This is a genomic window from Chelativorans sp. YIM 93263 (assembly GCF_028767125.1).
GTDB lineage: Bacteria > Pseudomonadota > Alphaproteobacteria > Rhizobiales > Rhizobiaceae > Chelativorans.
On sequence record NZ_JAKCWP010000002.1, the window covers coordinates 418,948 to 440,422 of the forward strand.

Genomic DNA, 21,475 nt, shown 5'->3' on the forward strand with positions numbered 1-21,475 from the left:
CGCCTGTCATTAAAAGTCATTCGATGTGGTGGTCAGATTTGGTTAGTTTGCCGCCATTAACGCAGCAGCTTCACCACCTGTGAAAAGCCATGCAAGCAGAATGATACAAGCCAGGCCAACCGCTGCTTTGGCCATGACGCCCCAGCAGGATTTCTGAACGCTTTCGTCCATCGATTGCTCATTCTTTCACTGGTTATCGCGCCGATCCAACGTCCCCGATCAACGCATTAACGCCGCAATACTGCGCCCGGCACGCGGTTGCAAGCCCAAAAGGGGCAGTATGAAGGCGCAAACCGCCCAGCGCCGCGCGTAGATAGGCATAATACTAGAGGATTCAATGCTTTGCAGGCTGCTTAACCGCAAGAATTTTTCAACACTTTTGGCGAAATCGTGGCTCATGCTTGTGAAAAGAACGCGCGCTTATTCCTCGCCCGGCGCGGGCAGAAGCTCATCCGTTCTACCGGCCACACGATAAGCGATGAGACCGATCCACTCGCGGACGGCCACGGTAATGTTATCGAGCGTATCGATCAGGTTATCCTGAGAAAGACCAATGCCTTCACGCCCTGATGTTTTGTAGTCGACCGGCCACGGCACGACCGGGAAACCGACGCTGCGAAACACGCCGACCGAGCGCGGCATATGAAAGGCCGAAGTTACGAGGAGCCAGGTTTGCCCCGGCCGTGGATTGATCTGGCGCGCTGAAAAAAGTGCGTTCTCGTAGGTGTCGCGCGACTTCTTCTCGAGTTCGATGCGCTCCGGCTCCGCACCGAGCGCGGTCAGCAGACGAGGCGCCGAATCCGCGTCGCCTTCTCCCTCGGTGAAGACAGAACCGGAACCGCCGGAAACGACGATCCTCGCCTCGGGATAATGCCGGGCGAGCACGGCGGCCTCCACTGGCCGGTCACCGCCGGAATTAAGCTCGTAACCGCTGCGCGCGAGGTTGATTCCGCTTTCCATACCGCCGCCCAGAACGATGATCCCGTCAACATCCCGCGGCGGCGGGTCGGGCCTCTGAAAGCGCTCCTCAAGCGGCTGGAGAAGCAGGGCGCCCACTGTCGTCCATCCCGAAAGAAACAGGAGTACCAGCGACGCGCTGCAAAGAACGAGCGAAAGCCTGTGCCACTGCAGTATGGAAGCCCCTGTACCGCCGGCCAGGAGCAGCATGACAAGGCTGACTGGCTGGGCCACCGCCCAGAAGATGGCTGACGCGAGGTGAAACACGGCCGCGCGCCCTCACCCGAGCGATGACGCGCCGCTCACGGCTACCACCAGCGCTTGGGTGAAAACCGGCCGGCGGCCTGTTCGATGACGTGGCCGGTGCGGAACAGCGTTTCCTCGTCGAAGGGTCGGCCGATCAGTTGAAGCCCTAGCGGCAGGCCACGCGGGTCGAGCCCCGCGGGCACTGAAATGCCCGGCAATCCGGCCATATTCACCGTCACCGTGAAGATGTCGTTCAGATACATCTTCACGGGATCGGCCGCCATGTCCTGATCGCCCACGCCAAACGCGGCCGATGGTGTTGCCGGCGTCAGGATCGCATCGATGCCGTCATTGAAGGTCTGCTCGAAATCGCGCTTGATCAGCGTACGAACTTTCTGTGCGCGAAGATAATAGGCATCGTAATAACCGGCAGAAAGCACGTAGGTGCCGATCATCACGCGCCGCTTCACCTCCCGGCCGAAGCCCTCCGCGCGCGTCCTCTCATACATATCCGTGACATCGCCGCCGCCTGTGGCGCGCAGACCGTATCGCACACCGTCATAGCGGGCGAGATTGGACGAAGCCTCCGCCGGCGCGACGATATAGTAGGCCGGCAGGGCGTATTTCGTATGCGGCAGCGAGATGTCGACGATCTCCGCGCCCGCGTCACGCAGCCAGTCGATGCCCTTCTGCCACAGGGTCTCGATCTCCTGCGGCATGCCTTCCATGCGATATTCCTTGGGAATACCGATCTTCAGCCCCTTCACGGATTGTCCGATCGCTGCCTCGTAGTCCGGCACCGGCTGATCGACCGACGTGGTATCCTTCGGATCCACCGAAGCCATGGATTTCATAAGAATAGCCGCGTCCCGCACGTCACGCGCCACCGGCCCGGCCTGGTCCAGCGACGAGGCGAATGCGACAATGCCCCAGCGTGAGCACCGCCCATAGGTGGGCTTCATGCCGACCGTTGCCGTGAAGGCGGCAGGCTGGCGGATTGAGCCGCCCGTATCGGTCGCGGTCGCGCCGGCGCACAGCCATGCTGCCACCGCCGCCGCCGAACCGCCGGAAGACCCGCCCGGCACCAGATCCGTGTTGTCGCCGTCGGCGCGCCACGGATTGACCACCGGGCCGTAATAGGAGGTTTCGTTGGACGACCCCATGGCAAACTCATCCATATTGAGCTTGCCCAGCATCACTGCCCCGTCGGCCCACAGATTGGCCGTCACGGTCGACTCGTAGCGTGGCTTGAAGCCATCCAGAATATGGCTACCGGCCTGGGTGTGCACGCCTTCGGTGGCGAAAAGATCCTTTACGCCGATCGGCACCCCCTCAAGCGGTCGCGCCCCGCCCTCCGCCAGCCGCATGTCGGAGGCTTTCGCCATCTCGCGCGCCTTGTCGGCCGTCACCTCGATATAGGCATTGAGCCGCTCATTCGCGGTTTCGATCGCCGAAAGATAGGACTCGGTCAATTCGAGTGCGGTAAAATCCTTCGCCGCGAGCTTCTCGCGGATTTCGGAAATCGTGAGGTTGGTCAGTTCGGTCATGATTACCCGTCAGCGACCGCCGGTTCGGCGGTGATTGATTTTTCGTAGAAAATGGACCACTTGGAATCGGGATAGTCGAGCACGGGCCCGCAGCGAGTAAAACCCGCCCGCTCATAGATAGCCCATGCCGCAGGATGACGATCCCCCGTTTCCAGCACGAGTTTCGCCACCCCTTCGCTGCGAGCCGCCGCCTCAATCCTTTGGACGATAGCCTTTCCGATTCCCTGCCCCCGGTGAGAGGAGCGCGTGTACATGCGCTTGACCTCGCCAATATCACCGTCATGGCGGTGTAAGGCGCCACAGGCCACGGCACATCCGCCGTCACGCGCCACAAACAGTGTAGTTTCGGGCCTCGCCATCTGTTCCACCGTCATGTGGAAACAGAACTCCGGCGGTGTAAGAGCCGACAGGGTCTCGTTTAGTTCCGCGATCAGCGCGCGCACATCATCCTGAAGTGGCGTCTCGACAGCGATCTGAATGGCCATGCCGGCTATTCCATTACTTTCGGAACGACGAAGAAATTCTCATCCGTCACCGGCGCGTTGGCAACGATGTCTTCTGCCTTGCTCCCGTCGGTAACCTCGTCCGCCCGCATCTTCATGGATGTCGGAATTGCCGACGTCATCGGCTCGACATTGCTTACGTCGACCTCGTTCAATTGCTCCACAAAGCCGAGGATCGCGTTAAGCTCTCCCGTCATGCGGCTCGCATCTTCCTCATCGACGGCTATTCTCGACAATCGCGCGACCCGTTTCACCGTGTCGATATCGACGGACATTGGCCTTCTTCCTTGCAAGGGAACATTGGCACAGGGCTATAATGGCGCCGGCAGCCGGACGCAACCGCGATCGGCAATTCGGCCGTCTAAAGCTCTACGGGCTTGCCATATTCCGGCGTCAGCACCTTCGTGCTGCTCCCCTCCATGCTTTCGGTGAATTTCTCGGCGGTCGGGTCGACCAGCGGGAATGTCGCATAGTGACAGGGGATCACGGTTTCGAAATGGAAATAGCGCTGGCAGGCAAGTGCTGCCACCGCGCCACCCATGGTGAAACGGTCACCGATGGGGACGAGCCCGACCTGCGGCTGATGCAACTCCTGGATAAGCGCCATATCGCCGAAAATGTCGGTATCGCCCATGTGATAGAGCGTCTTTTCGTTCGGAAAATGCAGGACGAGCCCGGCCGGATTCCCCAGATAGACATTCCCGCCGCCCTCCTGCGGGGAGGATGAGGAATGAAGCGCATTGACGAATGTGGTGGTGAAGCCGCCGCAATCGACGGTGCCGCCGTGATTGCCGGGATTGATCTTCTCCCCATCGGCGCCTTGCCCGACCAGATAATTGCTAAGCTCGAAATTGGCGACCAGCATGGCACCGGTCTTTTTCAGGATTTCGACTGAATCACCCACGTGGTCGCTATGCCCATGGGTCAATAGAAGATGCGTGACGCCTTCGGCAGGTTCTTCCCAGCCGCCGTCCCATGCGGGGTTATCGGTCAGGAACGGATCGATGAGAATCGTTGCGTTTCCCGCCTCGACCTTGAAAGCGGAATGGCCATACCAGGTGATTTTCATTGCCGCACTCCTCGCTTGTTGCTGCCATAGACGATAGAACGTGCCGCCGATGAATTAAAGGAACGGACCGCGCTGTGAACGTCATTTCCATCGAAGAGTTGGTCGCCGGCCTGCCGGAGAGGCGACCGCTTGCCGGCCTTGATCTCGGTACGAAGACCATTGGCGTCGCCGTTTCCGATCTCGGCCTGTCCTTCGCCACGCCGCGCACCACCATCGCACGCAAGAAGTTCACACAGGACGCCGAAAAGCTCCTCAATATCCTGATGCGTGAAGATGCCGGCGCGGTCGTCATCGGGATGCCTGTCAACATGGACGGAAGCGAAGGACCCCGCGCCCAGTCCACTCGCGCTTTCGTGCGCAATATGGAGCGCTTGACGGCCCTGCCCTTCGTGTTCTGGGACGAACGTCTCTCGTCCGTCGCGGCCGAAAGGGCCTTGCTCGAAATGGATACCTCGCGGGCAAAGCGCGCCGAGCGCATTGATGCCGCCGCGGCCGCCTTCATCCTGCAGGGGGCGCTGGATCGTCTTCAGGCGCTGCGCGCGGGCTCTTCTCCCCGCCGGTAACGCTGCCGCCGCGCCTCCAGCCATTCCCGGATCACGCGGCGGCGGCGAAATGCGATAATCCCCAGAAGAATGAACGTATCGACCACGCAAGCGCGCGCCACGAGCGGCGGAAGCTTGTCGGGCGCTATCCCCAGGATCTCACCATAGATCCCGAACACGAGATCGTGCATCTCGCGGCTGAAGAACCACAGCCCGAAATGTATGTCGTTAAAGGAAAGATGATACCAACCCCAGAAGAGCCCGATCGGCAATGCCCAGAAGATAAAGAGGTAACGCATAAGGCTCTTCCACTCCGCGCGTTAGGATTGGCGAAGGGTGGCCCTCGGAGCGCTCTCCTGCAATGCATACCATTCATTAAGGTTAACACCGCCGGGGGCATCAACACCCGTAGCTACGCCGCGCTGTCGCCGTCCGCCTCCGGCGCGGCCTGCGTCAGCCCGCGCATCAGTGCCGCAAGAAAGCCCACTCTCGCCTCCGGCTCCATCAACCCGCGCGGCTCATAGACGTGGCGGTGGAGGAAAAAACCGGTCAACGCGAAGGCATTCTGGATATCCGGACGATCACACGGCACGTCTTTTTCGGCAATCAAAAAGGCCGGCAGAGGAAAGAGCTTGTCTTGCCATGGTTCTCCGGCTTCTCGTGTCACCGCCCTCCCCGACTTGGGTGACACATAGGCGAGCCCTTCCTGCTGACCGGTTACCGCGCAATGGGACAGATCGAGCCCGAAGCCCAATTCCTCCAGGACGGCGACTTCAAAACGGGCGAGCATGACCCCGGCCGTATGCACCTCCTCAAGATGCTCGATCATGAAGCCGAGCGTCTCGAAAAAGCCAGGATGCGGATCGCGCTCGGGAAGAAGCCGCAGATGCGCGGCGAGCGTCTGAATTCCGTAGACGGAAAGTGCCGAGTTCATCAGCCGCGCCGCATTCAGGGCAACCGGCTCCACCTGGAAGTTTCCCAGATGCTCGTCCAGCCGGGCGCGCCAGGTCAGTTCGACGCGATTGCCGGCTTGCAGGACAGGCTGCATGCGCCGGCTGCGTCCGCCCCGCACCAGGCCGAGATGGCGTCCGTGCGCCGCCGTCATCGCCTCCAGAATGACGCTGGTTTCGCCATGCCGGCGGGTGCCCAGAACAATGCCTTGATCGCGCCATTCCATAGGAATGTTTTCATCCCATTACGTGGGAAATTCAAGTCCCATATCGCGATAGCGCTCCGGGTCGTTACTCCAGTTCTCGCGCACCTTCACGAAAAGGAACAGATGCACCTTCTGCTCCAGCAACGCGGAAAGCTCCTCACGCGCTGCCTGGCCGATATCGCGGATTGCCACTCCCTTGCGGCCGAGCACGATTTTCTTCTGGCTATCGCGCTCGACATAGATCACCTGCTCGACGCGAACCGACCCGTCCTTGCGCTCCTCCCATCGCTCCGTCTCGACATGAGCGGAGTATGGAAGCTCCTGATGAAGGCGCAGGTAAAGCTTCTCTCGCGTAATCTCGGCGGCGAGCTGCCGCACGGGCAGGTCTGAAACCTGATCTTCCGGGTAGTACCAGGGCCCCTCCGGCAGGTTTTCCGCAAAATAATCGAGCAAATCCTCGCAGCCGGAACCCGTAAGCGCCGAGATCATGAAGGTCCGCTCGAATGCGACGCGCTTGTTGGCCTCATCCGCAAGGGCCAAAAGCGTTTCCGGCTTCACACGATCAACCTTGTTGAGGAGGAGGATCTTCTGCTGCCTTACGTCACGTAGATTGTCGAGGATAGCGTCCGCGTCACCCTTGATACCGCGCTCTGCATCGATGAGCAGCGCCACGATATCGGCGTCCTTCGCACCACCCCACGCCGTCGTCACCATGGCTTTGTCGAGTCTGCGCCGCGGCCGGAAAATGCCCGGCGTGTCGATGAAAACGATTTGCGCATTTCCGTGAATAGCCACGCCGCGAATGTTCGAGCGCGTCGTCTGCACCTTGTGCGTGACGATGGAGACCTTTGTGCCGACCAGTTGGTTGATCAAGGTCGACTTGCCCGCGTTCGTCGCGCCGATGAGCGCGACAAAACCCGAATGGGTAGCGGTTTTGGTCTCGCTCGTCATGATGTTCCGCCCAGCGTTTGCCACACTCCTTCACGTACAAGAATCTCGGTCGCGGCGGCCTGTTCCGCCTCGCGCTTGGAACGCCCGCGCCCGCGCCCTGCCGGATACCCCTCGATGTGGACAGCAATGGTGAAGAGGGGATCGTGATCGGGGCCTTCCCGTTCTTCCACTCGATAATCGGGAGCGCCGCCGGATACCTGATGGGCCCATTCCTGTAGCACCGTCTTGGGATCCCGGCGTGCTGCATCTGCAGCCTGTGAGCGCTTTTCCCAGTGCGCACGCACAAAATCCCGAGCCCCGTCGTATCCATTCTGGAGGTAAACGACCGCCACGATCGCCTCCAGTACATCGGCGCGCATGTTGACCTGTTTGCGGGCAGCCAGCGAACGCAGATCGTTACCGGTACGGATAAACGGCGACAAACCGAGCTCGTCCGTTATCTCGGCAAGCGTCTCTGCATTCACAAGCGCGTTCAACCGCACCGAAAGCTCGCCCTCGGGAGCATCGGGAAAGGCCTCAAAGAGCATCTCCGAGATCGCGAGTCCGAGAACCCGGTCGCCAAGAAACTCCAGCCTCTGGTAATCGGCCTCGGCACGCGCGCTGGAATGGGTGAGCGCCTGCTCGAGCAGTTTTACATCGCTGAAGCTGGTTCCCGTGCACTTCTCCACCGCATCGGCCAGCTCCCGCCCCTTGAGGCGCTTATTGGTCATCAGTCAACCCAGGAGAAAATGCGCGACCAGCGCAGCTCCGACGGCCATTCCCAGATCTCCAGGGGACTCGCGCCACCGGCGATGGAGAAGAAGATGATGTTGGCGCGCCCGACAAGATGGTCCTCGGGCACGAATCCTACCGAGAAGCGGCTGTCCGTGGAGTTGTCGCGATTGTCTCCCATCATGAAATAGTGCCCCTCGGGCACGGTGAATTCGCGCGTGTTGTCGCCGATGGAATTGGTGGAAAGATCCAGGGTATCGTAGGAAACGCCGTTGGGCAGGGTCTCGCGATAGACATCCACCGGCCGGTTCATCTCGGTGATATCCTCATTGTTGATCTGCCCGATCCTTTCACGGGCGACCGGCTCGTTATTGATGTAGAGCTGACCGTCCCGCACCTGGATGCGATCACCCGGCAGGCCGATCACGCGCTTGATGTAATCGAGCGACGGGTTCGGCGGAAACTTGAACACCACAACATCACCGCGCTCCGGCGGGCTCTCCCAAACACGGCCGGAAAAGAGCGGCGGTGAAAAGGGGAACGAATAGCGCGAATAGCCATAGGCCCATTTGGTAACAAAGAGATAGTCACCTTCCAGCAGCGTCGGCCGCATCGAACCGGACGGAATGGAAAAAGGTTGAAAAAAGAAAGTACGTATGACGAGCGCAATCAAAAGCGCCTGTACAATGACGCTGACTGTCTCGCCAATACCGCCTGATTTCTTCTGAGATTTATCCACCACGCTCATGTCGTCCTCGGTTCGGCCGCGGCCCCAACTGCCACGCCGCTCATCTTGGTCTCGTCTTATCGGCTCGTTTCATCAGCCGCAATGTGCTCTGAATAAGGCAGTCGCGGCTTCATTGCCATGATTCGGGTACCGCTTCGATGATCACGAAGGCCTGCGCGAGCGGAAAATCATCGGTAATGGTGAGATGTATGCGCACTTCGTGCCCTTCAGGCGCCATCGCCTTCAGGCGTTGGGCTGCGCCGCCCGTGAGTTTCATCGTGGGCTTACCGCCCGGTTCGTTCACGACTCCCATGTCCCGCCAGAAGACACCCCGCGAAAGGCCGGTCCCTAATGCCTTCGCACAAGCCTCCTTCGCGGCAAACCGCTTGGCGTAGGAAGCCGCGCGCTCACGGCGCCGATCGGACTTTGCCTGCTCGATCTCTGTGAAGACGCGGTTTGTGAAACGCGTACCGTAGCGCTCCAGCGTTCTGGCCACACGTCGGATATCGATCAGATCGCTTCCAAGTCCTATGATCATCAGCTCGCAGCCGTGTTGGCGCCATAAGACTGCGCCGCTGCCCGGCGGCGCGCCCGTTCGGCGAGAAGTTTCCGGCGCTGAGCGCGGAATGCAACCACGGCCCAGCGCATTACGAGGTAAAGAATGATCGCTATCGGCAACCCGACCGGCAGTGCCCCAACAGCCATGGGTTTGAGGAGCGGTTGCCAAAGCTCGGAAAAGTGCATGCTCCACAGTCGTTCACCGATGTGCATCGGGCCAAGCTGGCCGGTATGCCGCCCATACAGGATTATCCGGCCCACTTCGAGCGTGGCGCCCCAGATGAACGGGAAAGTGATCGGGTTGCCGAAGGCCGTCCCGATCGCAGAGGCGATCAAGTTGCCGCGAATGATCCAGGCAAGTGCCGCTGCGAGCAGAAAATGAAATCCGAGAAACGGTGTGAAGGAGGAAAAGGCGCCGGCAGCAACGCCGGCCGCGATCGCGTGCGGCGTTCCGCTCAGCCGCAGTGCCCGCTTGGCAAAATACTGCGCCGAACGCCAGAACGACCGCCGCGGCCAGAGGAGCGTCCGCAAACGCTCCCAGAAATCCGCATTTTTCCTCCGTTTGAACAGCATTCGCGTTCCGTGCCTTTATCCAGGCCGAGTCTATGATCGAGCAGAGCCGGTCCGTGTGCGACTCACCAATATCTTCCGAATGTTAAGTGACACTTAGGCAAGCAAGCCTCTCGCGAAAACAGCCCTGCCCGAAACCAGCACGAAAGTTAGGCGAAACAGCGCCCTAGAAAGCTGCTACCCATTGACGCGCCGTGCATTGCTTACGCAAACGGCCTCCTTGAGCTGCGAAATCAGACGATTGAGATGTTTCAAATCCCAGACCTCCAGATCGAACATCATCTCGGTGAAATCGGGGGCGGTTCTGGCCATAGAGAGATTATGGATGTTCGCGTCATTAGAGGCGATGGTTTGGGCTATTTCGGCCAACGATCCCGGTTCGTTGATCGCCGTAACGGAAATGCGCGCCGGGAAACGTTCTGTGTTGTTTTCGTCGATGTCCCATCGCACGTCGATCCAGCGGTCTGACTGGTCGTCGTAAGCTGTCAGCGACGGCGATTGGATGGGGTAAATGGTTATACCCGATCCTGGTTGCAGGATGCCGACGATTCGATCGCCCGGAACCGCACCTTCCGGCGCGAAACGTACCGGCAGATCTCCGCTGACCCCGCGAATGGGAAGCGCGCCGTTCTGGCCTTCCTCCCGCGCATCGCCGTTCTTCCGCCGCCGCCCGCGCCGCGAGGAACGGCCCGGAATCTGGAACAGCATTCCTGCCGCATTGCGCAGATTGAACCAGCCTTCCTCGCGTGGCTTTTGCGTCTGCGTCACGCGTTCGTCCCTGTAGTCGGGATAAACCGCATGGAGAACGTCCCGGGATGAAAGCTCACCGCGCCCCACTGCCGCGAGCACGTCCTCGACATCCTTGCGCGCCAGCCGATGCAGAACGGGTTTCAGCGCCTCCTTGGAATAATCCTTGCCAGCACGTTCGAAGGCCCGTTCCAGGATGCGCGCCCCCAGTCCCGAGTACTGCTTGCGTATAGCATTTCGCGTCGCCCGCCGAATGGCCGAACGGGCCTTGCCCGTCACCACTACCGATTCCCAGGCTGCCGGCGGAACCTGCGCTTTGGAGCGTATGATCTCCACCTCGTCGCCGTTCTTCAGCTCCGTCATCAGCGGCATGATGCGGCCGTTGACTTTCGCGCCCACACAGGTGTCGCCCACGTCGGTATGGACGGCATAGGCGAAGTCGATTGGCGAAGCGCCGCGCGGCAACGCGATCAGACGCCCCTTCGGGGTGAAACAAAAGACCTGATCCTGAAACAGCTCCAGCTTCGTGTTCTCGAGAAAGTCCTCCGGATTGTCGCCCTCCGAAAGCGCCTCGATGGTCCGCCTGAGCCAGGCATAGGAATTGGTGTCCTTGGAAATCTGATGCCCGGCCCCGTTCGGATTCGAGCCGAAATCCTTGTAGAGCGAATGCGCCGCCACGCCGTATTCGGCCACCCGGTCCATCTCGTGCGTGCGGATCTGCAACTCCACACGCTGCCGGGACGGACCGACGATGGTGGTGTGGATGGAGCGATAATCGTTCTGCTTCGGCGTGGAGATGTAGTCCTTGAACCGGCCCGGCACCATGGACCACGTCTTGTGAATGGCCCCGAGCGCCCGATAGCAATCATCGACCGTATCGACGATCACCCGAAAACCGAAAATGTCCGAGAGCTGCTCGAAAGACAGGGCCTTGGTTTCCATCTTTCGGAAGACCGACCACGGCTTCTTTTGCCGGCTCTTCACGGTCGCATCGACTTCATACGCCTTGAAAAGCTCCGCCAGAGCGCCCTCGATTTCCTTGATTACGCCGCGATTGCTCTCCAGCAGATCGGCCAGCCGCTCGGTGACGGTGTGGAAGGCTTCCGGATTGATATAGCGGAAGGCCAGCTCCTCCAGTTCGTCACGCATATCCTGCATGCCCATGCGCCCGGCCAGAGGCGCATAGATGTCCATTGTCTCCTCGGCGATCCGCAGGCGCTTGTGGGTGGGAACGTGGTGGAGCGTGCGCATATTGTGCAGTCGATCCGCCATCTTCACCAGCAGCACGCGCACATCCTGCGATATGGCGAGCAGGAGCTTGCGGAGATTTTCCGCCTGCTCCGCCTTCTTGGAGACCAGGTCCAGCTTCTTCAGCTTCGTCAGGCCTTCAACGAGCTGACCGATTTCCGGCCCGAACAGCACGTCGATCTCGTCGCGCGTGGCCGTGGTATCCTCAATCGTGTCATGAAGCAGCGCCGCGGCGATGGTCGATTCGTCCAGATTCAGTTCCGTCAGGATCGCCGCGACTTCAAGTGGATGGGAAAAGTAGGGATCGCCGGAAGCACGCCTTTGGTAGCCGTGCTTCTGCATTGCGTAGACATAGGCTTTGTTGAGAAGCGCTTCGTCCACGTCAGGCTTGTAGCGCTGGACACGCTCAACAAGCTCATACTGACGCATCATAGGCCGCTTCTCCACACGCAAAATTCATGTGCCGCAGTGCTGCGGCACAATCGAATCCCGGCAGGATAAGCCCGAGCCGTCGTTTGCGGAAGAGATCTTCCCGATATCAGAAATCGTCGTTCTTGTCCGGCGGGACCAACCCCTCGATTCCGGCAAGAAGCTCTTCTTCGCTCATACGGTCGAAGGCGACAGCCTCTTCCTCCACGCCTTCCGGCCGCTGCTGTTGTGCAACGGCGGCCTCTTCCTGCGGCTCGGCAGGAAGTTCCGGCAGGTCGGGTTCCGGCTCATCCACCTCGACGTGCTTCTGCAGCGAATGGATCAGATCTTCCTTCAGATCGCCGGGAGAAAGCGTTTCCTCGGCGATTTCGCGCAGCGCGACGACCGGGTTCTTGTCGTTGTCGCGATCAACGGTGATCTGCTCACCCTGCGAAACCTGGCGGGCGCGGTGGCCGGCCAGAAGTACGAGGTCAAACCGGTTCTCAACCTTGTCGATACAATCTTCTACCGTGACACGGGCCATCTGCGCCCCTTTCAATCTTGAAATTTGCGGAATCGGCCGGTCCTTAGCCCTTCCGGGCTGTGAATACAAGGGCCGTGGTCGCTACCGACCGTGATGCCGATAAAATACACGTTATTTCGCGGTATGGAGATTTAATGAGCATTGGCAGAAAAACAAGACCGCACTATGTCTTTATAAGGTGGGTGTGATGATACCGCGTTTTGCGATGCACGCCCGTATTCCAGCGCAGTTAATTGTCACGAAGGATATTTGAGCGATGTTTGATCCGCGCGAGAAGATCGCAATGTTTATAGATGGAGCGAACCTGTACGCCACGTCCCGTTCGCTGGGTTTCGATATTGACTATCGCAAGCTGCTGGCGAGTTTCCAGGAAAAGGCTTACCTGCTGCGCGCCTATTACTACACCGCGCTGGTTGAGGATCAGGAATACTCCTCGATCCGCCCGTTGATCGATTGGCTGGACTACAACGGCTACAAGGTCGTGACCAAACCTGCCAAGGAATTCACAGATTCCAGCGGCCGCCGCAAGATCAAGGGAAATATGGACATAGAGCTCACCATCGACGCATTGGAACTTATCGAAGTCGTCGATCACTATGTCATCTTTTCCGGTGACGGGGACTTCCGCACCCTGGTCGAGACGCTTCAGCGCAAGGGCCGCAAGGTCAGCATCGTTTCTACCATTCAGTCCCAGCCGCCCATGATTTCCGACGAGTTGCGCCGCCAGGCGGATAACTTCATCGACCTCGCTTCGCTCCAGTCCGAAATCGGCCGCGCACCTTCGGAGCGCCCGCCGCGCCGCCCAGAACAGGACAGTCACGAGCACGAAACCTGATGGCCCGTGCTGCCCTCGAACTTGAGGAGCCGTCGCGCGACTGCTCCCATTGCCCGCGCCTGAACGCCTTCATCGGTGATTGGCGCGAGCGCGAACCGGAGTGGTTCAACGGACCGGTTCCCACGTTCCTTCCGCGACAAGGGGCAGACGCCGTGCGCGTCCTGATTGTTGGGCTTGCGCCGGGGCTGCGTGGAGCGAACCGGACGGGACGCCCCTTCACTGGTGATTACGCCGGCACCTTGCTCTACGGGACGCTGACACGCTTCGGCTTTGCCCGGGGCGTCTTCGATGCGCGCCCCGATGACGGGCTTGAACTGGTGGATGCGGCAGTCACCAATGCCGTGCGCTGCGTTCCGCCGGAGAACAAGCCGGTCGGCGCCGAGGTGAGGACCTGCCGCGAGCGGTTCCTCGCCCCTTCCCTCACCCGGTTTCCCAATCTGAAGGCCATTCTGACCCTTGGCACCATCGCGCACCAGTCCACGGTCCGCGCGCTCGGCTATCCGGTCCGTCAATTCCCCTTCGCCCACGGCGCGGAGCAGGATGCCGGCCAACTCCGCATTTTCTCAAGCTATCATTGCTCGCGGTACAACACGAACACGGGCAAGCTGACCGAGGAGATGTTTGTGGAGGTGTTTAGGAGTTTGAGGGAATATTTAGGGCAGTAACTCACTGCCCTATCGCCTTCCCCTCACCCTCTCTCCTTCAACAGCCGCGCCTTCTCGCGATTCCAGTCGCGCTGCTTCACCGTTTCGCGTTTGTCGTGGGTCTTCTTACCCCGCGCCAGTGCCAGATTCAGCTTTGCGAGTCCGCGCTCGTTGAAATAGAGCCGAAGCGGCACCAGCGTCATACCTTCACGCTCCACCGCTTGCGACAGCCGGGCCATCTCGCGTTTCGACAAGAGAAGTTTCCGGCGCCGCCGGGGCGCGTGATTGAACCGATTGCCGGCCGAATATTCCGGGATATGAGCGTTGATAAGCCATATCTCACCACCTTCAACAGAGGCATACGATTCCTGGATATTCGCGTGCCCCTCACGGAGGGACTTCACCTCCGTACCAACCAGCACGAGGCCCGCTTCGAGCGTATCCATGATCTCATAGGAGAACCGCGCCTTGCGGTTCTCGGCAATGGTTCGGCTGTTCGGATTCTTTTCCTTGGCCATTCAAAACACAGTCGTGAGAAAAATCAGATCAGTCCAGAAGACCGGCGTGCTTCATCGCCGCGTCGATGTGCTCGGCCGTCTTCGCGGTCACGGGCAGCAGCGGCAGTCGTACGACATTCTCCACCTTGCCCAAACGCGACAGCGCATATTTCGTGCCGCACAGCCCCGGCTCGATGAACAGTGCCTTGTGCAAAGGCATGAGACGGTCCTGCAGCTCAATGGCCTGCTCCCGCTCGCCGGCGAGCGTTGCCTTCTGAAACGCGGCGCAAAGCCGGGGCGCCACATTGGCCGTCACCGAAATGGCACCCACGCCACCATGTGCATTGAAACCAAGCGCAGAAGCGTCCTCGCCGGAAAGCTGGATAAAGTCTTTGCCACAGGTAATGCGCTGCTCCGAGACGCGGTCGACCTTGGCCGTCGCGTCCTTCACGCCTACAATATTGGAGAAATCCTTGGCCAGACGCCCCATCGTCTCCGGCGTCATGTCGATCACCGAGCGCGGCGGAATGTTGTAGATGATGATCGGCAAGCTGGTGGCCCGGGCGATGGCCGCGAAATGTTCGTAGAGCCCTTCCTGATTTGGCTTGTTATAATAGGGCGTGACGACCAGAACGGCATCGGCACCGACCGACTCGGCGTGCGCGACGAACTCCACCGCTTCCCGCGTCGAGTTGGACCCCGCGCCGGCGATCACCGGAACGCGGCCGCCGGCAACTTCCACGCAAATACGGACCACCTCGCGGTGTTCTTCATGGCTGAGGGTCGGCGACTCGCCCGTAGTGCCTACGGGAACGAGGCCGTTGCTTCCCTCCTCGATCTGCCATTTCACGAACGAGCGGAAGGCTTCTTCATCGATACTACCGTCCTGCCGGAATGGCGTTACCAGCGCGGTCATCGAACCACTGAACATTCTCTTACTCCACCAAACCCCGAAGCCTGCCGCCATCTGATCGACGGACGCGGGACCATAGTGTTGCCACGCTCTAAGCGCAAGGTGAGGATAACGGCATGGTTGTTAGAAAACGGCCATGCACGATAAGCTGCAATTGCCCGTTTTTCATGGTCGCACCATAGGAAGTGTATGCGGGCTGTTTTACGCAGAGTGGTTACGCAATGACAAGGTTGGGCACTGTATCGAGGCTGGCGGGACTTGCGCTGGCGATGAATTGTTCGAGTGTGGGGGCCATGAGTCTCGACCTTCCCTCCACCGCCCCCCTGCCGGACCCGAGACCCTACGCTCCCATGAACCCGACGGCCTCCGCCGCCTCGATCCCCTTTTCCGCCGGCGTGCTGACGCAAACCGACATGAGCGTGCTCAAGGAAGGGCTGGACGCCCTCTCCAAGGGCGATGGTCGGCGCGCATTGAGCGCGCGCGACCGACTTGCCGACGAGTCTCTCGATCACCGCATCCTGACCTGGGCCATCGCCATGTCGAATGCTGCGGACATTCCCAGCATCGAAATTGCGAGCGCCTCCGGCATTCTCGACGATTGGCCCGGAATGGCCCGCCGCCGCGCCAACAGCGAACGAGCGCTCTACCGCGAGAATGCGCCACCGCAGGAGGTTGTCGAGGCTTTCGGCGACACGCAACCGACCACCTTCGCAGGCACCATGGCGCTGGCGAAAGCCCATGTAGCACTCGGAGAGCGGGAGGCCGCGCGCCGTCTCCTGACCCCGTTCTGGCGACAGGAGAAATTGGCGGCCTCGCAGGAGCACGCATTCCTCAAGGCCTTCGGAGATCTGATCTCGGCCGACGATCACCGCTACCGCATGGAACGCATGCTATACGAAGACCGGATACGCTCCGCCGAGCGCGTGGCGGCGCGCGCAGGAGGCGAGGCGCTGACCAAGGCTTGGGCAGCGGTCATCCGCAACCAGTCGGATGCGGGCACACTGTTGGATGCGGTCCCGAAGGCGCAGCACTTCGCCGGATACCTGTTTGCCAAGGCGAGATATCTGCGCCGCTCAGGAAAATTCGATGAAGCAGCGCAGGTAATGCTTTCCGCGCCCGGCGATGCAGAGCAGCTCATCGACCCCGACGAATGGTGGGTGGAACGACGCGTCCTATCGCGTGAGCTTCTGGACGAAGGCGACCCGCAAACGGCCTATCGCATTGCCGCAGGGCATGCCGCGGACGGCAAGACCGCCATCGCCGACGCGGAATTCCATGCGGGCTGGCTGGCCCTGCAACACTTGGACGACGCTGAGACGGCCTCCCGCCACTTCGCCAGGATTGCGCAGGTTGCCGAGGGCGCGATCTCCCTTTCCCGCGCCTACTACTGGCTGGGCCGTGCCGCGGAAGCCGGCGGGGCCGGCGATGCGACGGAATATTACCAGCGCGCCGCCAATTACGGCACGGCGTTTTACGGGCAGCTTGCGGCCGCGAAACTGGGCCGCAACACGATCACAGCCGATCATCCCGAACCGACGACCAGCGATAGCAAAAACTTTACCGCGCGCGAAACCGTGCGCGCAATCACCCGCTTGCAGAACGCCGGTCACGAACGGCTGGCCGATAGCCTCTATCATGCCTTAGCCGAGGAACTGCCGACCGCTGGCGAGCTCGCGCTTCTCGCGGCAATGGCCGAGCGCAACCGAAGCCACTATCTGGCGCTGCGCATCGGCAAGATTGCGGCAGCGCGGGGGCTGGATGTCGGAGCGCTCACCCATCCGGTTGGAGCAATTCCGGCCGGCGCCGCGGTCTCAGGCGCGGGCAAGGCGCTCGCCTATGCCATCGCCCGGCAGGAAAGCGAGTTCAATGTCGGCGCGGGCTCCAGCGCGGGCGCGCTTGGCCTGCTGCAGCTCATGCCGGGCACAGCACGGGACATGGCGCGCAAAAGCGGCCTTCCTTTTTCCACCTCCCGCCTTACTGCCGATGCCGGATACAACGCCACCCTCGGCGCAACCTATCTGAGCGAGCAGCTCGACCGTTTCGACGGCTCCTATATTCTGACGTTCATCGGCTACAACGCCGGCCCGAGCCGCGCGCAGCAGTGGATGGCACGCTATGGCGATCCGCGCGGAAAACCCCTCGACCAGGTGATCGACTGGATCGAGCGCATCCCCTTCACCGAAACGCGTCACTACGTGCAGCGCGTGATGGAAAACTACCAAGTCTACAAGATGCGCCTTACCGGCAGCTTCGATATCGTGGACGACCTGACGAAGGGGCGATAAGCGACTTGAACGCTTTCCCCTTGAGGGGCGACTGCCGCCTGAGGCGGCTGGACGGGTTGTCCCAGCCGGGTTCGGCGTTCCTCCGCCAGCGACGAGTATGGGCGCTTTGCTAAAGTGATGCTGGCAGGCTTCTCCTCCCCTTCGACGGGGGAGTTGGGCCGCCGAAGGCGGGCCGGAGAGGGTGTTCATTCCTCGACGGACCCGCTCCCGTGGGGTGGACGACGTTAGGCTTTACACCTGAGCGGCTACTTTACTCTCTCGAGGCAGATATTCGTGTGACCGGCGCGGACGAAGTCAAGCTTGGCCGCTGCCGCCTTGGAGAGGTCGAGAATGCGCCCGCCAACAAACGGGCCGCGGTCATTGATACGCACGATGACGGACTTATTGTTGCGCCTGTTCACGACTTTGACTTTCGTGCCGAAGGGAAGCTTGCGATGCGCGGCCGTCATGGCCGACGGGTTCATGCGCTCGCCGGAGGCGGTCTTTGAAGTCAACGCATACCATGAAGCGCTGCCGCATTGGGCGTAAACTGTTGCGGGATAGAGGGTGGAGAGTGAAAGAGCCAGCAGAGCCGATGCGGCGCGCCGTGCGGCTGGTATCTTCATTGTTCGGCATTCCCTTGCAGTGGAGTTTCACCACCTATAAGGGCGAAAATTGACCATGGGACGGCAGGAAGTGATTTATTGTGTGAGGCCTGCGGGCTAGTGCTTGCGCTCACCTCGCCCTTCGAGACCTCCACCGCTCCGCACCTCAGGATGCGGTGAAGGCATGCCTATTCGTTCCCGCGCGGTGGTCCGCCGGGGCTTGTCAAAGAACCCGCTCTCTGGTCGTCCAAGAGCGGTATGGGAAGACGGGCGGCCAAAGCATCGCTCGTCTAGTAGTAATCGTGCGACCCTCGGGCCGCCCGTCCGGCCGCTGTCCCGCGGTTGGCCGGTCACTCGGGCTTCTCTCTCCTTCCCGGCTGCACCCAATTAGGGGGTGGTCTTGGCCGGGCCGAAGAAGAAGCCCTAGCGGCTTCTCCGCGGCTGCCCGACACCGTCTCTCACCCGGTGCCCGGTTTTTCCGGCGATGCTGTCTGTCACCCAGCACCCCGGCGCCGCCGGCCTGTTGCGGGCCCTCACATGCCTCCAGGTACCGGTTACCTGCAGGGGGAGGCTGCCGCCGCCCTCCCGAACACCCGGTGCGCATCCGGTTCCCGTGAGGGCGATGGGTGCAGAATAAGGGTGGCTGAGAGGTCGGGGATAAAATTCCTAGAAAAAAATACACTACTGACAAAGACTGACAAATAGGAGGACGAAGGCAAGCGGAACGCTATCGCAAATGNGAATAAGGGTGGCTGAGAGGTCGGGGATAAAATTCCTAGAAAAAAATACACTACTGACAAAGACTGACAAATAGGAGGACGAAGGCAAGCGGAACGCTATCGCAAATGCGAGCTTTCAACCCTGCATCATAGCTGACCGGCCAGCAACGTTTGCGCCCGCCGCGCGGACGCGGCGGGCGTTTTCAGGCCGACAATATCAACGGGAATGGCCGGACGGATGATCAGTCCAATTCGCCATCGTCCGTGTCGCCACCGGTATCGGTGTCATCGTCACCACTATCGGTGTCATCGTCGCCATCGGTCGCGCCGTCGTCACCGATTCCGTCGTCGTCCCCTATTTCACCTGTGACGGTTTCGTCAGTGCCGGTGGTCCTTTCAGTATCCCTGGCAGGATCATTGGTAGTATAGCCGGCGACCATCACCTCTTCCACGATCTGCATCAGTTCGGGCGAGTTCGCGACGGCCATGCAATACGCGTTCCCCGCCGTGAGCTGGGCGGCCAGCTCAGCCGAGTCGACATCGCAGACACTCTCCGCCAGCCAGGGCTCCACATTCACGGTACTCGGGATGCCGCTGGTGGAGTCGACGGTCACGTTGGCGGCGATCTCCGGCTCAATGTTCTCGAGATCAACCGTCACCTGCCTCTCGGTGTTCGACTGAGCGAGAGCCGTTCCGGCGCTGAACGCCACGATTGCGGGAAGCAATAGAAGTCGTTTCATCGTTCATCTCCTGGGTCGCGTTGATGATTCCACTGCGAACGACAGAAGGGCGCTCATGTTCCCCTGGTAACGCGGTTGTGTTTCATCGCCGCGAAGCCGACCTTTGCTTGCTCATCGAGGGGCCGTAAGCCCCCATCCCGCTGTGGATTGATGCTCTCGGTCGATTCGAGCCACAGCGGTTTTGTGCCGGATAGCACCTCACGCGTAGCCTCGCTTTGCTCGCGGGCCCAGGATGTTCCTGTGAGGCGGCTTCTGCGGAAACACCAGCGCGCTGGATGGCCACTCAAGATCCCAGAACTTGAGCCTAGAACCGAGCCTGAGCGAGGGCGAAACGTGACAGCGCTTCTTGGAAATGCACCTCACGCGCGTCATCAACTCTGAGGGATAATTTCAGATCCCTGCCCCGGGCAAACAGCAAGTTCTTCTATAGAATACAAGGAAACTGGCCACTTGCGGAAGGATCTTTGAAACGCAAAGCCGCCATTACACTCGGCAAAGAAAAACCCGGCGGGCAAGCCCGCCGGGTCATGGATAGCTGACTTCTAACCGAGATTAGAAGTTGCGCTGCAAGCGCAGGAAGCCATGCCACTGGTCAACATCACCCTCCGGGGTGTCGAAGTTGGTGTAGTTGACAGCCAACTTGGCATCGAAGTTCTCGACGATCTCGTAGTCGATGGTCGTGCCGACATTGTAGGCGTTAACCTCGCCACCGAACAGGTCTGCAGCGAAATCATGGCCAACATTGCTGTAGTAAGCACCACCCACAGAAGCCGTCAGCTTAGGCGTGGCATGAAAGCCCAGCGTACCAGCAGCTGACCACTCGGCGCCCGGATGGAAGCTGGAAGTACCTTCGTCGGTGTCATAAGTGGTGGAGGAAATGCCATCAAACGGATTGACCGAGTAGAAGCTGATGCCGCTCTCATACGTGGCCAGAGCCTCCGCAAAGAACGTCTCCGTCAGGTTGGTCCTCACGATACCCTTAAGGGCGAACTCTTCGGCGGTGGCGTCATAGGCACCGTAGAGATCGGCACTGCCCCAGCCCTGAGCGATACCGATGTTACCGACGACGTTTGGCGTCCAATCGTAGTCTTCGTCAGCTTCTTCGAGCACGATCGTGGTGTAGAAGCCGTTGGCCGCATCAAAGGTGTAGCTAACGAAGTGGACGCGCGAATCCGGGAAGTAACCCCGATCCTGCTCACCGTGGATACCGACATCATAGATCGAGTCGCTCATACCCATGGAGAGGCCACCAAGCGAGATGATCGCCTGCTGCAGGTTTACACCCGAGCTGGTGACACCTGTGGAAATGGCCTCACCTTCGTTCAGGCCGGGCACTGCATAAGTAGGCCCATTCGAGCTGGTGCCACGGAACTTTATCCAGCCGCGCAGCGTGCCGAGTTCGGTCTCAGAGCGGGCATCGATGTTGAGCTCACCACGAGCATACTTATCCCAACCATCGGAATCACCGAAGTCACCATTGGTGAAACCGATCTGGTAACGAACCATTCCACCGACCCGCAAGCAGGTCTCGGTCCCCGGAATGTAGAAGAAGCCGGCGCCGTAAACGTCACAGACGCGGACATATTCCATCGGCTCCGGCTCAGGCACGATGATCGGATCGGCAGCCTGGGCGCCGGTAGCGGCAACCGTGGCAGCCGCAGAGCCGATAAGAAGGCTCTTAATGTTCATGTTCTGACCTCCAGTCAAAGTTTTAAAGTAGGGTCTGGGTATATTGCTGAAGGACAGCTTCCCTGCCCCATCCCCAATGTGTGAG

The 21,475-nt window shown here is 60.3% G+C and carries 23 protein-coding genes; 4 read left to right on the top strand and 19 right to left on the bottom strand.

Annotated elements, in window-relative coordinates; genetic code table 11:
* Positions 1-420: 420 nt before the first annotated feature.
* From LY631_RS06185 to LY631_RS06205, 5 genes are all read right to left on the bottom strand, one after another.
* Positions 421-1,224, bottom strand: coding sequence for a YdcF family protein (locus LY631_RS06185; RefSeq protein WP_274424248.1), 804 nt, complete (start codon positions 1,222-1,224; stop codon positions 421-423).
* A 41-nt stretch (positions 1,225-1,265) separates the two neighbouring features.
* Positions 1,266-2,750, bottom strand: coding sequence for an Asp-tRNA(Asn)/Glu-tRNA(Gln) amidotransferase subunit GatA (gene gatA, locus LY631_RS06190; RefSeq protein ID WP_274424249.1), 1,485 nt, complete (start codon positions 2,748-2,750; stop codon positions 1,266-1,268).
* A 2-nt stretch (positions 2,751-2,752) separates the two neighbouring features.
* A complete protein-coding gene (locus tag LY631_RS06195) occupies positions 2,753-3,235 on the bottom strand; it encodes a GNAT family N-acetyltransferase (protein ID WP_274424250.1) in 483 nt (160 codons plus the stop codon).
* A 5-nt stretch (positions 3,236-3,240) separates the two neighbouring features.
* Positions 3,241-3,528: an Asp-tRNA(Asn)/Glu-tRNA(Gln) amidotransferase subunit GatC gene (gene gatC, locus LY631_RS06200; protein WP_274424251.1), complete on the bottom strand. Its 288-nt coding sequence runs from the start codon at positions 3,526-3,528 to the stop codon at positions 3,241-3,243.
* Between the two features lie 86 nt (positions 3,529-3,614).
* On the bottom strand, positions 3,615-4,322 hold the full coding sequence (locus tag LY631_RS06205; protein ID WP_274424252.1) for a metal-dependent hydrolase: 708 nt from the start codon (positions 4,320-4,322) through the stop codon (positions 3,615-3,617).
* Positions 4,323-4,396: 74 nt separating this feature from the next.
* Here LY631_RS06205 and ruvX point away from each other — a divergent pair, with 74 nt between their 5' ends.
* Complete coding sequence (gene ruvX, locus LY631_RS06210; RefSeq protein WP_274424253.1) at positions 4,397-4,885, top strand: Holliday junction resolvase RuvX; 489 nt, start codon at positions 4,397-4,399, stop codon at positions 4,883-4,885.
* Here ruvX and LY631_RS06215 read toward each other — a convergent pair.
* From LY631_RS06215 to rpoZ, 9 genes are all read right to left on the bottom strand, one after another.
* Positions 4,849-5,163, bottom strand: a complete 315-nt coding sequence (locus LY631_RS06215) for a DUF6105 family protein (RefSeq protein ID WP_274424255.1) — start codon at positions 5,161-5,163, stop codon at positions 4,849-4,851. The genes ruvX and LY631_RS06215 overlap by 37 nt on opposite strands.
* Positions 5,164-5,276: 113 nt before the next feature.
* On the bottom strand, positions 5,277-6,041 hold the full coding sequence (recO, locus tag LY631_RS06220; RefSeq protein ID WP_274424257.1) for a DNA repair protein RecO: 765 nt from the start codon (positions 6,039-6,041) through the stop codon (positions 5,277-5,279).
* A gap of 18 nt (positions 6,042-6,059) precedes the next feature.
* Entirely contained in the window at positions 6,060-6,971 is a 912-nt protein-coding gene (era, locus tag LY631_RS06225) for a GTPase Era (RefSeq protein WP_274424258.1), read from the bottom strand.
* Positions 6,968-7,681 carry a ribonuclease III gene (gene rnc / locus LY631_RS06230; protein WP_274424259.1) on the bottom strand — a complete coding sequence of 238 codons (714 nt, stop codon included), beginning with the start codon at positions 7,679-7,681 and terminating at the stop codon, positions 6,968-6,970. Before rnc ends, era begins: the two co-directional genes overlap by 4 nt.
* Positions 7,681-8,430, bottom strand: coding sequence for a signal peptidase I (gene lepB / locus LY631_RS06235; RefSeq protein ID WP_274424260.1), 750 nt, complete (start codon positions 8,428-8,430; stop codon positions 7,681-7,683). Before lepB ends, rnc begins: the two co-directional genes overlap by 1 nt.
* Positions 8,431-8,539: 109 nt before the next feature.
* Positions 8,540-8,947 carry a holo-ACP synthase gene (gene acpS, locus LY631_RS06240; RefSeq protein WP_274424261.1) on the bottom strand — a complete coding sequence of 136 codons (408 nt, stop codon included), beginning with the start codon at positions 8,945-8,947 and terminating at the stop codon, positions 8,540-8,542.
* On the bottom strand, positions 8,947-9,540 hold the full coding sequence (locus LY631_RS06245; protein WP_274424262.1) for a DUF2062 domain-containing protein: 594 nt from the start codon (positions 9,538-9,540) through the stop codon (positions 8,947-8,949). Before LY631_RS06245 ends, acpS begins: the two co-directional genes overlap by 1 nt.
* Before the next feature lie 174 nt (positions 9,541-9,714).
* A complete protein-coding gene (locus LY631_RS06250; RefSeq protein ID WP_274424263.1) occupies positions 9,715-11,964 on the bottom strand; it encodes a RelA/SpoT family protein in 2,250 nt (749 codons plus the stop codon).
* Positions 11,965-12,070: 106 nt separating this feature from the next.
* Positions 12,071-12,484: a DNA-directed RNA polymerase subunit omega gene (rpoZ, locus tag LY631_RS06255; RefSeq protein WP_274424264.1), complete on the bottom strand. Its 414-nt coding sequence runs from the start codon at positions 12,482-12,484 to the stop codon at positions 12,071-12,073.
* A 256-nt stretch (positions 12,485-12,740) separates the two neighbouring features.
* Here rpoZ and LY631_RS06260 point away from each other — a divergent pair, with 256 nt between their 5' ends.
* Both LY631_RS06260 and LY631_RS06265 read left to right on the top strand, forming a co-directional pair.
* The gene (locus tag LY631_RS06260) at positions 12,741-13,319 is read left to right on the top strand and encodes a LabA-like NYN domain-containing protein (RefSeq protein ID WP_274424265.1); all 579 of its coding nucleotides are present in this window, start codon (positions 12,741-12,743) and stop codon (positions 13,317-13,319) included.
* A complete protein-coding gene (locus LY631_RS06265) occupies positions 13,319-13,984 on the top strand; it encodes a uracil-DNA glycosylase (protein WP_274424266.1) in 666 nt (221 codons plus the stop codon). Before LY631_RS06260 ends, LY631_RS06265 begins: the two co-directional genes overlap by 1 nt.
* A gap of 23 nt (positions 13,985-14,007) precedes the next feature.
* Here the strand turns inward: LY631_RS06265 and smpB are convergent, their stop codons facing one another.
* Positions 14,008-14,481, bottom strand: a complete 474-nt coding sequence (gene smpB / locus LY631_RS06270) for an SsrA-binding protein SmpB (protein WP_274424267.1) — start codon at positions 14,479-14,481, stop codon at positions 14,008-14,010.
* Positions 14,482-14,509: 28 nt separating this feature from the next.
* Positions 14,510-15,391, bottom strand: coding sequence for a 4-hydroxy-tetrahydrodipicolinate synthase (gene dapA, locus LY631_RS06275; protein ID WP_274424268.1), 882 nt, complete (start codon positions 15,389-15,391; stop codon positions 14,510-14,512).
* Between the two features lie 203 nt (positions 15,392-15,594).
* Between dapA and LY631_RS06280 the strand changes: the two genes are divergently transcribed.
* On the top strand, positions 15,595-17,658 hold the full coding sequence (locus tag LY631_RS06280; protein WP_274424269.1) for a lytic transglycosylase domain-containing protein: 2,064 nt from the start codon (positions 15,595-15,597) through the stop codon (positions 17,656-17,658).
* 245 nt (positions 17,659-17,903) lie between these two features.
* Here LY631_RS06280 and LY631_RS06285 read toward each other — a convergent pair whose 3' ends face one another.
* The 3 genes from LY631_RS06285 to LY631_RS06295 all read right to left on the bottom strand — a co-directional run bounded on the left by LY631_RS06285 (position 17,904) and on the right by LY631_RS06295 (position 21,390).
* The gene (locus LY631_RS06285) at positions 17,904-18,263 is read right to left on the bottom strand and encodes a septal ring lytic transglycosylase RlpA family protein (RefSeq protein WP_274424271.1); all 360 of its coding nucleotides are present in this window, start codon (positions 18,261-18,263) and stop codon (positions 17,904-17,906) included.
* Positions 18,264-19,203: 940 nt separating this feature from the next.
* A complete protein-coding gene (locus tag LY631_RS06290) occupies positions 19,204-19,701 on the bottom strand; it encodes a hypothetical protein (protein ID WP_274424272.1) in 498 nt (165 codons plus the stop codon).
* Between the two features lie 552 nt (positions 19,702-20,253).
* The gene (locus LY631_RS06295) at positions 20,254-21,390 is read right to left on the bottom strand and encodes a porin (RefSeq protein ID WP_274424274.1); all 1,137 of its coding nucleotides are present in this window, start codon (positions 21,388-21,390) and stop codon (positions 20,254-20,256) included.
* Positions 21,391-21,475 lie beyond the last annotated feature (85 nt).